The sequence below is a fragment of the Streptomyces typhae genome (genome assembly GCF_009755605.1).
In the GTDB taxonomy this organism is placed as follows: domain Bacteria; phylum Actinomycetota; class Actinomycetes; order Streptomycetales; family Streptomycetaceae; genus Streptomyces; species Streptomyces typhae.
This window is the reverse complement of the sequence record NZ_WPNZ01000009.1, coordinates 196194-209290: the sequence shown is the minus strand read 5'-3', so window position 1 is coordinate 209290 and position 13097 is coordinate 196194. Positions and strand designations below refer to the sequence as shown.

Genomic DNA, 13097 nt, shown 5'->3' with positions numbered 1-13097 from the left:
GATCACACACTCGGCCCCGACCGCAGCCGGGAACCCTGCCTCAGTCCTCGGCCGCCGCCTGCGAAGCCGTCGCCTTCGAAGCCGTCGCCTTCTTGGCGGTGGTCTTCTTGGCGGTGGTCTTCTTGGCCGCGGTGGAAGCCGTCGTCTTCTTGGCGGTCGTTTTCTTGGCCGCGGTCTTCTTGGCAGCGGTTGCCGCCGTCTTCTTCGCCGGTGCCTTCTTGGCGGGTGCCTTCTTCGCCGCCTTCTTGGCGGTCTTCTTGGCAGGGCCCTTGGCCCGCTTCTCGGCGAGCAGCTCGAAGCCGCGCTCCGGGGTGATCTCCTCGACGCTGTCGCCGGACCGCAGCGTCGCGTTGGTCTCCCCGTCCGTCACGTACGGGCCGAAGCGGCCGTCCTTGACGACGACGGGCTTCGCGCTGACCGGGTCCTCGCCGAGCTCCTTCAGGGGCGGCTTGGCGGCGGCGCGACCGCGCTGCTTCGGCTTGGAGTAGATCTCCAGAGCCTCGTCGAGCGTGATGGTGAAGAGCTGTTCCTCGGTCTCCAGGGAGCGCGAGTCGGTGCCCTTCTTCAGATACGGGCCGTAGCGGCCGTTCTGCGCGGTGATCTCCACGCCTTCGGCGTCCGTGCCGACGACTCGCGGCAGCGACATCAGCTTCAGGGCGTCCGCAAGGGTCACCGTGTCCAGGGACATCGTCTTGAAGAGCGAGGCGGTGCGCGGCTTGACCGCGTTCTTGCCGGTCTTCGGGGTGCCCTCGGGCAGCACCTCGGTGACGTACGGGCCGTACCGGCCGTCCTTGGCGATGATCTCGCGGCCGGACTCGGGGTCCGTGCCGAGCGCGAAGTCGCCGCTGGGCTTGGCGAGCAGTTCCTCCGCGTACTCGACGGTGAGCTCGTCCGGCGCCAGGTCGTCGGGGATGTCGGCGCGCTGGTGGCCGTCCGTGTCGCGCTCACCGCGCTCGATGTAGGGGCCGTAGCGCCCGACACGGAGCACGATGCCGTCGGCCACGGGGAAGGACGACACCTCGCGGGCGTCGATGGCGCCCAGGTCGGTGACCAGTTCCTTGAGGCCGCCGAGGTGGTCACCGTCGCCGTTCCCGGCGTCGGCGGCGCCTCCGGAGACCTCGCCCTCGCCGAAGTAGAACCGCCGCAGCCACGGCACGGCCTGCGCCTCGCCCCGCGCGATGCGGTCGAGGTCGTCCTCCATCCTGGCGGTGAAGTCGTAGTCGACGAGCCGCCCGAAGTGCTTCTCCAGGAGGTTGACCACGGCGAAGGAGAGGAAGGACGGCACGAGGGCCGTGCCCTTCTTGAAGACGTACCCGCGGTCGAGGATGGTGCCGATGATCGACGCGTACGTCGACGGGCGGCCGATCTCGCGCTCTTCGAGCTCCTTGACCAGCGAGGCCTCGGTGTAGCGGGCCGGCGGCTTGGTCGCGTGACCGTCGACCGACATCTCCTCGGCGGTCAGCGCGTCGCCCTCGGCGACCTGCGGCAGCCTGCGCTCGCGGTCGTCGAGCTCCGCGTTCGGGTCGTCGGCGCCCTCCACGTAGGCCTTGAGGAAGCCGTGGAAGGTGATGGTCTTGCCGGACGCGCTGAACTCGGCGTCACGGCCGTCGGCGGCCCGGCCGCCGATCTTGACAGTGACCGAGTTGCCGGTCGCGTCCTTCATCTGGGAGGCGACGGTCCGCTTCCAGATCAGCTCGTAGAGCCGGAACTGGTCTCCGCTCAGGCCGGTCTCGGCGGGCGTGCGGAAGCGGTCGCCCGAGGGCCGGATCGCCTCGTGCGCCTCCTGCGCGTTCTTGACCTTCCCGGCGTACGTGCGGGGGCGCTCGGGCAGGTAGTCGCTGCCGTAGAGCTGGGTGACCTGCGCGCGGGCCGCGGCCACCGCCGTGTCCGACAGGGTCGTGGAGTCCGTACGCATGTACGTGATGAAGCCGTTCTCGTACAGCTTCTGGGCCACCTGCATGGTCGCCTTGGCGCCGAAGCCCAGCTTGCGCGAGGCCTCCTGCTGCATCGTCGTCGTACGGAACGGCGCGTACGGCGAGCGGCGGTACGGCTTGGACTCGACCGAGCGTACGGAGAAGTCGGTGTTCTCCAGGGCGGCGGCGAGCGCGCGGGCGTTGGCCTCGTCCAGATGCAGCGTGTTCTGGCTCTTCAGTTGCCCGACGGAGTCGAAGTCGCGGCCCTGTGCGACGCGCTTGCCGTCGACCGTGGTGAGACGGGCGACGAGCTGCGAGGGGTCGCTGGGGTCACCGGGGCGGCCGGTGCCGAAGGTGCCGGTGAGGTCCCAGTACTCGGCGGAGCGGAAGGCGATGCGCTCGCGCTCGCGCTCGACGACAAGCCGGGTCGCCACGGACTGCACACGGCCCGCCGAGAGCCTCGGCATGACCTTCTTCCACAGCACCGGCGAGACTTCGTAGCCGTACAGGCGGTCCAGGATGCGGCGGGTCTCCTGGGCGTCGACCATGCGCTTGTTGAGCTCGCGCGGGTTGCGCACGGCGCCCTGGATGGCGTCCTTGGTGATCTCGTGGAACACCATGCGCTTGACCGGGACCTTGGGCTTCAGGACCTCGAGGAGGTGCCACGCGATGGCTTCGCCCTCGCGGTCCTCATCGGTGGCGAGAAAGAGTTCGTCGGACTCCTTCAGGAGGTCCTTGAGCTTCTTGACCTGGGCCTTCTTGTCCGCGTTGACGACGTAGATCGGCTGGAAGTCGTGCTCGACGTCCACGCCGAGGCGGCGGACCTCGCCCGTGTACTTCTCGGGGACCTCCGCGGCGCCGTTGGGAAGGTCACGGATGTGCCCGACGCTCGCCTCGACTACGTATCCGGGGCCGAGATAGCCCTTGATCGTCTTCGCCTTGGCAGGCGACTCGACGATGACGAGTCGGCGGCCGCCCTGTGCGGTCTCGCTGGTCGGGGACAACTTCGCTCTTCTCTCCGGTCGACGCTCGGTGGCAGTGCTGCGGTGCTTCGGCAGTGCGGCCGACGCCCTGGTGGGGCGTCGTGACTGCGCTCGCGTTGCGCTGACGCTGCGGAGTGTGACGGTACATCCCGCCCCCGTGTCAAACGGGAAAAGCCCGCAACGGCCACTCGAACGGTAACCCGACTACCGCCATTCCTGCCGCCTGGGCTGGCCCCGGGGCCTTGTGCGGCGTGGGCGCGGGACTCTTTTCCGTACCGTTTCCGTACCGTCGGCTCAGCGTGCCGCATGTCGCGCCGCGCGCTCGTCCGCAATCGCCGGACGGGCTGTGACGTGCCCCGGGACGGGCCCTGACATGCCCTGGGCAGGCTCCGCCACGCCCGGGGGCGACCCTCGCGGGTCCGCTGCACCTTTTGTACTGCTACACCTTTTGTACTGCCCCCGCGCCGAGCCTCACAGCCGTGTGAAGCACCACACCGCCAGGGCCAGGGCGCCGGAACCGGCCAGGGTCGCGAGGGTGGCCGCCGCCCCGGAGTGCACTCCGTGGGCGACGGGGGCTCTGTGCGCGACGCGGGTACCCGTCCAGAGCAGCAGTCCGGCTCCGAACAGCGCGAACACCGTGCCGGCGAAGATCGCTGGTCCGCTCTCCATGCCCTTGGCCTCCCGTGCCGTCCGTGCGCGGCCCCCCGTCGGGTACCCCGGCTGGGGAGGCTGGCACGGCCGGACGGCGGAAGCGCGAAATCCGGGTGAACGGGGGGCGGCGGGCAAAACCCACAATGGCTGGTTTCTCTCCAGGAGGGGCCGATTTCTCCCCCCTTGGGGGCGCGACCGACCGTCGGGGGCGGGCCCGGCCGCGGACCTCGTCAGCCCCATGCCGCCCTGCCAAGCTCCGGCGCCCCACCAACCCCTACTGCCCCACCGGCTCCAGGAACCCCTGCTCCACCAGGAGCCGGATCTGGGCCGGGGTGCGGTCGCGCAGCAGGACCGGGTCCTCGCCCATGAGCTGGGCGATGGCATCCAGGATCCGGCCTGCGCTCAGCGAGCCGTCGCACACGCCGGCGAAGCCCGCGCCCACGGTGTCCACCTGGGTGGCCCGCCGCATGCCGCGGTGCTGGCGCAGCACGACGTGCTCGGGGTCCTCGGCCCCCGGCAGGCCGACCTGCTCCTGCACCACTTCGGCGGCGAGCGCGAAGTGCGCGGCGAGCAGCGCGGCGTCGTCGTTCGCCCGCAGATAGTCCTGCCGCTCGAAGAACGCCCGCACCGTCTCGCCGAGCGGCTGCTCGACAGGGTGCGGCCACTCCTCGACGGTCACGGACGGGTCGGCCGCACCGGTCCTGCGCAGGGTGATCCAGCCGAAGCCGACGCCCCGGGTCTTGCGGGCCTCGAACTCGTCGAGCCACGCGTCGTACCGCGCCGCGTACTCGGCGGGGTCGGTGCGGTGGTCACCGGCGTCCCTGAGCCACAGCTCGGTGTACTGCGTGATGTCCTGCACCTCGCGCTGCACGATCCACGCGTCGCAGTCGCGCGGCACCCAGGAGCGGAGCCGCTCGGTCCACTCCTCTCCTTCCACGTGCTGCCAGTTGGCGAGGAACTGCGCGTACCCCCCTTCGTTCAGCCGTGCCCCCGCCTCCTGAACGATCGAGCGGCACAGATCGTCCCCGCCCATCCCGCCGTCCCGGTACGTCAGCCGGGCGCCGGGGGAGATGACGAACGGCGGGTTGGACACGATCAGGTCGTACGTGGCGTCGCCCACCGGCTCGTACAGGGAGCCCTGCCGCAGGTCCGCCTCCGGCACGCCGGACAGCGCGAGGGTGAGCCGGGTGCAGTGCAGGGCACGGGGGTTGAGGTCGGTGGCGGTGACGCGGGTGGCGTGCCGGGAGGCGTGCAGGGCCTGGATGCCGGATCCGGTGCCGATGTCGAGGGCGCTCGCGACGGGTGTGCGTACGGTGATCCCGGACAGTGTGGTGGACGCGCCGCCGACGCCGAGCACGACGCCCTCGTCCCGGCTGCCGATGCCCCCGGCGCCGCCGACCGCGCACCCCAGGTCGGACACGATGAACCAGTCCTCGCCGTCCGGCCCGCCGTAGGGCCGCACGTCGGCGGTCGCCCTGAGCCCGTCACCGCCGGTACCGGTACCGGCGGTGAGCCAACCGCTCTCCAGGAGGGCGTCGACCGGCAGAACGTCGGCCACGCGCGCGTGGGGCACGGTTTCCTGCAACAGGAAGAGCCGTACGAGCGACGCGAGCGCCCCGTCACCCCGGGTGGCCCGGAGGGCGGGCACCGTCTCGCTGCGGGCGAGCGCCGCGTAGGCGGGCGCCCCGAGCAGGTCGAGCAGCCCGTCGGCGGTGAAGTCGGCGGCGAGGAAGGCCGCCCGCAGCCGTGCGGTCGCATCGGCGTGGTCGGGCGAGGGCAGGGGCGGGGGGATGCTGGCGTTACTCACCCTCCAATTGTGACCCCGGCACCCACGACGGCACCCCCGGCGCCACAGGGCGCCGGGGGCGGACGGCCGTACGGAGGACGGGTGCGCCTGGACGGCACCGCACGGAGGACGGCTACGCCTGGACGACACCGCGGAGGACGGGCTCGCCTGGACGGCACCTACGGAGGACGGGCTCGCCTGGGCGGCGGGCGGTCCCAGGGGCTGACGTGTGGTCAGCCACCGGCGCCGCCCGGCGGCAGGGTCAGCTCTTGGCCCCGGCCGACGGCGTCGAGCTCTTGCAGCTGTCCTGCTCGCGCATGGCCTTGCCCACGTCGCCCGCCTCCAGCTTCTTCTGCGCGGTGTTCTCGCTCTTGCTGAGCTTGCCGAGCTCCTCAGCGATCTTCGCGAGGTCGTCCGCGAAGGCCGACTGGTCCTTGGTGTCGAGCTTGTCGGTCTGCGACTTCAGGTCGGCATACGACTTGGAGAGGCCGTCCAGCTCCTTCACGGCGTCGTTCAGCTTCTTCTCGCCGTCGTCGACGGGCGGGGCGCCCGCCTTCTTGAGGGCGGCGCTGCGCTGGGCGTACGCGCTGGAGATGTCACCGAACGCCTTGGAGTCGGTCTTCTTGACCTCGTCCGGCGAACTGTTGTCGGCGGTCTGCTTCTTGATGGCCGCGTTGGCCTCGGCGATCTTCTTCGACTGCGGCCCCACGGCCGTGTCGCAGACCTTCTCGGCCCAGTCGTCGAGCTTCTTGTCACCGTCGTCACTGCTGCTGCATCCCGACAGCGCCAGTACCAGTACCGCACCGCCGGACAGTGCGGCCGCAAGCTTCTTGTTCACCGGATTGGTCCCTTCCATGGCTCTCGGCCCCGGAACTTACACGCCAACTGGGCGACAACCCCATGTCAGGGGTGGGTTACGTCCGCTATTGAAGCCATTTGCATCAAGGCGCGGCGGGCGAGAGAAGGCTCACGGGCAGCGGTGGGCAGCGGTCGGAGGCCGGTCATGGACGAGGCCGGTCCGGGCGGGCGCCCGGACCGGCCTCCCGGAGGCCGTGTCGGCCTCCACCGTGCTCAGCCCGTCGTCACGAAACCACCGCGGGGTCGGCCGACTTGGCGACCTTCCCCGAGTTGCCCTCGTCGCCGACCGCGATGCCGCGGCGCTTGGACACGTACACCGCGCCGACGATGACCGCGATGGACAGCACGGCGATCAGAACGCGCATGCCGACGCTCTTGTCCTCGCCGTAGCTGAACTTGACCACCGCGGGCGCGATGAGCAGCGCCACCAGGTTCATCACCTTCAGGAGCGGGTTGATGGCGGGGCCCGCGGTGTCCTTGAACGGGTCGCCGACCGTGTCGCCGATCACCGTCGCGGCATGGGCCTCGCTGCCCTTGCCGCCGTGGTGGCCGTCCTCGACGAGCTTCTTGGCGTTGTCCCACGCGCCACCGGAGTTGGCGAGGAACACGGCCATCAGCGTGCCCGTGCCGATCGCGCCCGCGAGGAACGAGCCGAGCGCGCCGACTCCGAGCGAGAAGCCGACCGCGATCGGCGTGAGCACGGCGAGCAGACCCGGCGTGGTCAGCTCGCGCAGCGCGTCCTTGGTGCAGATGTCGACGACACGCCCGTACTCCGGCTTCTCCGTGTAGTCCATGATTCCGGGGCGCTCGCGGAACTGCCGCCGCACTTCGTAGACCACGGCTCCCGCCGATCGCGACACCGCGTTGATCGCCAGCCCCGAGAAGAGGAAGACGACCGCGGCGCCGAGGATCAGCCCCACCAGGTTGTTGGGCTGCGAGATGTCCATGACCAGGTTCATCGGTGCGCCGTCGCCCAGCTTCTGGCCGACGTCGTCCGCCGCCTCGGCGATCGCGTCGCGGTACGACCCGAAGAGCGCCGAGGCCGCGAGCACGGCCGTGGCGATGGCGATGCCCTTGGTGATGGCCTTGGTGGTGTTGCCGACGGCGTCCAGGTCGGTGAGGACCTGCGCGCCCGCGCCCTCGACGTCGCCGGACATCTCGGCGATGCCCTGGGCGTTGTCGGAGACCGGACCGAAGGTGTCCATGGCGACGATGACACCGACGGTGGTGAGCAGGCCGGTGCCCGCGAGGGCGACCGCGAACAGCGCGAGCATGATCGACGTACCGCCGAGCAGGAACGCCCCGTACACACCGAGGCCGATCAACAGCGCGGTGTAGACCGCCGATTCCAGGCCGATCGAGATGCCCGCGAGCACCACCGTGGCCGGCCCCGTCAGCGAGGTCTTGCCGATGTCCTTGACCGGACGCCGGTTGGTCTCGGTGAAGTAGCCGGTCAGCTGCTGGATCAGCGCCGCCATGACGATGCCGATGGCGACGGCCACGACCGCGAGGATCCGCGGGTCGCCGTCCTTGGCGGCGATCGCCGCGTCCGTGACGCCGTCCAAGTCGGCGTACGACGACGGCAAGTAGACGAAGACGGCCGTCGCGACCAGCGCGAGGGAGATTCCCGCGGAGATGAAGAAGCCGCGGTTGATGGCCGTCATGCCGCTGCGGTCGGAGCGCCGGGGCGCGACCGCGAAGATCCCGATCATGGCGGTGAGCACACCGATGGCCGGGACGATCAACGGGAAGGCGAGACCGGAGTCGCCGAACGCCGCCTTGCCGAGGATCAGCGCGGCGACGAGCGTGACGGCGTACGACTCGAAGAGATCCGCGGCCATCCCCGCGCAGTCGCCGACGTTGTCGCCCACGTTGTCGGCGATGGTCGCGGCATTGCGCGGATCGTCCTCCGGAATGCCCTGTTCGACCTTGCCGACCAGGTCGGCGCCGACGTCGGCGGCCTTGGTGAAGATGCCGCCTCCGACACGCATGAACATCGCGATCAACGCGGCCCCGAGGCCGAAGCCCTCCAGGACCTTCGGTGCGTCGGCCGCGTACACGAGCACCACACAGGAGGCGCCGAGCAGACCGAGCCCCACCGTGAACATGCCGACGACGCCGCCCGTACGGAAAGCGATCTTCATGGCTTTGTGCGAGACCGCGGTGAGATCCTTTTCCGGCTCGCCTTCGGCCGGTGTCGCTTCCCGCGCGGCGGCCGCCACGCGCACATTGCTGCGCACGGCGAGCCACATGCCGATATAGCCGGTGGTCGCCGAGAACAACGCGCCGATCAAGAAGAAGATCGATCGTCCGGCCCGCTGATTCCAGTCGTCCGCGGGCAGCAGCAGGAGCAGGAAGAACACCACGACGGCGAATACGCCGAGGGTGCGCAACTGTCGGCCCAGATAGGCGTTCGCGCCTTCCTGGACCGCCGCCGCGATCTTCTTCATGCTGTCGGTGCCCTCGCCCGCGGCCAGGACCTGGCGGACCAGGACCCAGGCGAGTACGAGTGCCGCGACCGCGACGGCCGCGATGACCATCACGATCAACCGATTGTCGTCCGTCAGTACCGCGGCCGCGAGGGTTGAGGGGTGGTCAAGCTGATGAGGGGTAGAAAGCCCCGCCATTCGTCCTCCTTGACGCTTGGGCTGAGCTCAAGATGTGGACGGATTGTAGGGAGCCGGACCTGATCAAAACAGTGCGCCGCAAACAGAATTGGCTCGGGAGTGCGTGTCCGCAAATGATCGCGCCCAAACTTTGCCCCCGAAAGCGGTAACGCCCCAAAACCATTGACGCCACCGTTCACGCCATCTTCCCCGTGATCAAAATTGCCCCCGGCACGGACCTCACCGATAAGACAAAACAAAAAACATCCCGGAGATCCCGCAGGTCCCGCACGGGGCGGCCGCGCAGGTCCCGGTGGCGGCGGGCGCGGGAGGCCGCTCTTCGCACGGAGGGTGCGGTTCCGGCCTTGCGCGGCGGGTGGGGTGTGGGCCCGCGGTGGGGCATGGTTTCGGCCTGGCGGGTGGGATGCTTCAGGCCGTGGGGAGACAGAGATGCGTCAGCCCGCCGGGCGGGACACTCCAAGCCATCCGGAGAGATGCCCCAGCCCCTCGGACGGGACACTTCGGACCGTCGGGAGGGATTTTTCAGCCCGCTGGACGGGACACTCCAAGCCGTCCGGAGAGATACCTCAGCCCGCCGGACGGGACACTGCAGGCCGTCGGGAGGATTTTTCAGCCCGTCCGGCGTTTGAGGACGAGGCCGGAGGCCGACAGGGGGCAAGGGGCGAAGCCCCATACGAGGGGCGCGGGGGGCACATGCCCGGCGGCCCGGGAAGGGGGAGGGGGGACGGCTAGGAAGCCGTGGGCCACGTCATACGGATGGACCCACCGTTCTCCCCGGCGGTCACTTCCACGTCGTCCACAAGCCCACTGATGACCGCAAGACCCATCTCGTCCTCGCCCTCGGCGTCAGAGTCCTCACCCCGCCCGGGACCGCCCCCGGCAGCCCGCTCACCGGGCGCCGTACGCGGAGCCTCGTCACCGACCTCGATGGAGAACTGCTTCTCCTCCTCGACCAGCGCGACCCGCACCGGCGCGGGAACATCGGCGGCTTGATGCAGGCCGACAGCTCGCGAGCAGGCCTCGCCGACGGCGAGCCTGACCTCGTCGAGGACGGCCTCGTCCACCCCGGCCCTGCGCGCCACCGCGGCCGCCACCAGGCGGGCGGTCCTGACGTGCTCGGGAAGCGCGCTGAAGCGGAGTTCAACGGTGGCCATGTATCCCCCTCGGACGTACGCGCGTGCTGTCAGGGGGCCCGGCCGTCATCCGGCCCGGCCCCCCGCCGTACTGCCACTCCGGGCCGCGGGCCCGGGACGCCCGACCGCTGCCGGCAACCGGCCCGGTCGGGTCTGATTCCGGCTCAGTCGGTGGCCGCGACGGCTTCCTCGACCGAGGTGTGGATCGGGAACACCTTGGTCAGGCCGGTGATACGGAAGATCTTCAGAATGCGCTCCTGGTTGCACACCAGGCGCAGCGAGCCCTCATGGGCCCGTACGCGCTTCAGGCCACCGACCAGCACGCCGAGTCCGGTGGAGTCGAGGAAGTCCACGCGCTCCATGTCGACGACCAGATGGAAACTGCCGTCGTTCACCAACTCGACCAACTGCTCGCGCAGCTTGGGCGCGGTATATACATCGATTTCGCCACCGACCTCGACGACCGTACGATCGCCGACGGTACGGGTCGACAGAGACAGATCCACGGATCCTCCAGCACCTTGCTATCGAGCGGTCGCCCCTCGGGACACCTCGGCCCACGCCCCCGGGACGGATCGCCAGCCGCGATGGCATTCAATCACTTACCGGCAGGCGTGCACGACGCCTTCCGACCATTGTCCATCCCGCCAGTGACACACTCGGTGCCGATGGCCGACTTCTCCCCTGCCGGAGGGACCCCTGTGGACACCCCGGCCCGCGTCTCCCCGCAGACGGTCCTTGACCGGCTGACCACGGGGCCGAGCCGGGCTGCACGCATCACTCATACGGAGCACCTGCCCCCACGTGCGGCTCGTTATGCGGTCTGGCCCGATCGCATCCGAACGGAAGTGGTCGCCGCCGTTCGGACGGCCGGAATCGAGCACCCGTGGGCCCATCAGGCACGCGCAGCCGAACACGCCCTCGACGGCGAGTCCGTCGTCGTCGCCACCGGCACCGCGTCGGGCAAGTCGCTCGCCTACCTCACCCCCGTGCTGTCGGCCCTCCTGGACGGCTCCGAGGCCCCCAACGGCCGCGGCGCCACCGCCCTGTACCTGTCCCCCACCAAGGCCCTGGCCGCCGACCAGCGGCGCGCCGTCCGCGCCCTGGCCGCGCCTCTCGGCAAGGCAGTGCGGCCCGCGGTGTACGACGGCGACACCCCCGTCGAGGAACGCGAGTGGGTGCGCCAGTACGCCAACTACGTCCTCACCAACCCGGACATGCTGCACCGCGGGATCCTCCCCTCCCACCCCCGCTGGTCCTCCTTCCTGCGCGCCCTGCGCTACGTCGTCATCGACGAGTGCCACACCTACCGCGGTGTCTTCGGCTCCCACGTCGCCCAAGTCCTGCGGCGGCTGCGCCGCCTGTGCGCCCGCTACGGCTCCGATCCCGTCTTCCTGCTGGCCTCCGCCACCGCCGCCGACCCGGCCGTGGCCGCCGGGCGCCTCACCGGGCTGCCCGTCACCGAGGTCGCCGACGACGCCTCACCCCGCGGCGAGGTCGTCTTCGCCCTCTGGGAACCCCCGCTCACCGAGCTGCACGGCGAGAAGGGCGCCCCGGTCCGCCGCACCGCCACCGCCGAGACCGCCGACCTGCTGACCGACCTCGCCGTCCAGGGCGTCCGCTCCGTCGCCTTCGTACGCTCCCGGCGCGGCGCCGAGCTGATCTCCGTCATCGCCCAGGAACGCCTCGCCCAGGTCGACCGCTCCCTGGCCCGGCGTGTCGCGGCCTACCGGGGCGGCTATCTCCCCGAGGAGCGCCGCGCCCTGGAACGCGCCCTGCACTCCGGCGAGCTCCTCGGCCTCGCCGCCACCACCGCCCTCGAACTCGGCGTCGACGTGTCGGGCCTGGACGCCGTCCTCATCGCCGGCTACCCCGGCACCCGCGCCTCCCTCTGGCAGCAGGCGGGCCGCGCCGGACGCTCCGGCCAGGGCGCGCTCGCCGTGCTCGTCGCCCGGGACGACCCGCTCGACACCTATCTCGTCCACCACCCCGAGGCCCTCTTCGACCAGCCCGTCGAGTCGACCGTCCTCGACCCCGACAACCCGTACGTCCTCGCGCCCCACCTCTGCGCCGCCGCCGCGGAACTTCCCCTCACTGAGGACGACTTGAAGCTCTTCGGCCCGGCCACCGCGGAACTGCTCCCGCAGCTGGAGGCCGCGAAGCTGCTGCGCCGCCGTACGAAGGCCTGGCACTGGACCCGCCGCGAGCGCGCCGCCGACCTCACCGACATCCGCGGCGAGGGCGGGCGCCCCGTACAGGTCGTCGAGGAGGGCACCGGCAGGCTGCTCGGCACCGTCGACGCCTCCGCCGCCCACACCACCGTCCACGAGGGCGCGGTCCACCTCCACCAGGGCCGTACGTACCTCGTCCGGAAGCTGGACCTCGACGACTCCGCCGCCCTCGTCGAGGAGGCCGCCCCGCCCTACTCGACCACCGCCCGCGACACCACCGCCATCTCCGTACTCGACACCGACACCGAGGTCCCCTGGGGGCCCGGCCGCCTCTGCTACGGCTCCGTCGAAGTCACCAACCAGGTCGTCTCCTTCCTCCGCCGCAAGCTCATCACCGGCGAGGTCCTGGGCGAGACCAAGCTCGACCTGCCGCCCCGGACCCTGCGCACCCGCGCCGTGTGGTGGACCGTCACCGAGGACCAGCTCGACGCCGCCCGCGTCAACCCGGAGATCCTCGGCGGTGCCCTGCACGCCGCCGAACACGCCTCCATCGGTATGCTGCCGCTCTTCGCCACCTGCGACCGCTGGGACATCGGCGGCGTGTCCGTACCGCTGCACCCCGACACCCTGCTGCCCACCGTCTTCGTGTACGACGGCCATCCGGGCGGCGCCGGGTTCGCCGAGCGCGCCTTCCACACCGCCCGCACCTGGCTCACCGCCACCCTCCAGGCCATCGCCTCCTGCGAGTGCGAGGCCGGATGCCCCTCGTGCATCCAGTCCCCCAAGTGCGGCAACGGCAACGACCCCCTCCACAAACGTGGCGCCGTACGCCTCCTCACCACCCTCCTCAAGGACGCTCCTGAGGCCTGAGTCCCTCGGCCGCCTGCTCGGCGCTCTTCGGGCCGGTCGCGGCCCGGTCATGGCCCGGTCATGGTCCGCTTCCGGCCCAGGCAGCCTGCGCGGGGCTCGGACCGC

8 protein-coding genes are annotated in these 13097 nt (G+C 70.7%); 1 reads left to right on the top strand and 7 read right to left on the bottom strand.

Annotated features, from left to right (window positions below):
- Nucleotides 1-40: 40 nt before the first annotated feature.
- From topA to bldG, 7 genes are all read right to left on the bottom strand, one after another.
- On the bottom strand, nucleotides 41-2917 hold the full coding sequence (topA, locus tag GPA10_RS18205) for a type I DNA topoisomerase (RefSeq protein ID WP_157166419.1): 2877 nt from the start codon (nucleotides 2915-2917) through the stop codon (nucleotides 41-43).
- A 450-nt stretch (nucleotides 2918-3367) separates the two neighbouring features.
- Entirely contained in the window at nucleotides 3368-3565 is a 198-nt protein-coding gene (locus GPA10_RS18200; RefSeq protein ID WP_058850234.1) for a hypothetical protein, read from the bottom strand.
- A gap of 256 nt (nucleotides 3566-3821) precedes the next feature.
- Nucleotides 3822-5354, bottom strand: coding sequence for a DUF7059 domain-containing protein (locus tag GPA10_RS18195; RefSeq protein WP_058850233.1), 1533 nt, complete (start codon nucleotides 5352-5354; stop codon nucleotides 3822-3824).
- 241 nt (nucleotides 5355-5595) lie between these two features.
- The gene (locus GPA10_RS18190) at nucleotides 5596-6189 is read right to left on the bottom strand and encodes a small secreted protein (protein ID WP_157166418.1); all 594 of its coding nucleotides are present in this window, start codon (nucleotides 6187-6189) and stop codon (nucleotides 5596-5598) included.
- Between the two features lie 226 nt (nucleotides 6190-6415).
- A complete protein-coding gene (locus GPA10_RS18185; protein WP_058850231.1) occupies nucleotides 6416-8818 on the bottom strand; it encodes a sodium-translocating pyrophosphatase in 2403 nt (800 codons plus the stop codon).
- 728 nt (nucleotides 8819-9546) lie between these two features.
- Nucleotides 9547-9972 (bottom strand): ATP-binding protein, encoded by a 426-nt coding sequence (locus GPA10_RS18180; RefSeq protein ID WP_157166417.1) that lies wholly within the window; start codon nucleotides 9970-9972, stop codon nucleotides 9547-9549.
- A 143-nt stretch (nucleotides 9973-10115) separates the two neighbouring features.
- Nucleotides 10116-10457, bottom strand: coding sequence for an anti-sigma factor antagonist BldG (gene bldG / locus GPA10_RS18175; protein WP_030359667.1), 342 nt, complete (start codon nucleotides 10455-10457; stop codon nucleotides 10116-10118).
- An 81-nt stretch (nucleotides 10458-10538) separates the two neighbouring features.
- On the opposite strand from bldG, the gene GPA10_RS18170 reads away from it, so the two are divergent.
- The gene (locus GPA10_RS18170; protein WP_157166416.1) at nucleotides 10539-12992 is read left to right on the top strand and encodes a DEAD/DEAH box helicase; all 2454 of its coding nucleotides are present in this window, start codon (nucleotides 10539-10541) and stop codon (nucleotides 12990-12992) included.
- The last annotated feature ends 105 nt before the right edge of the window (nucleotides 12993-13097 follow it).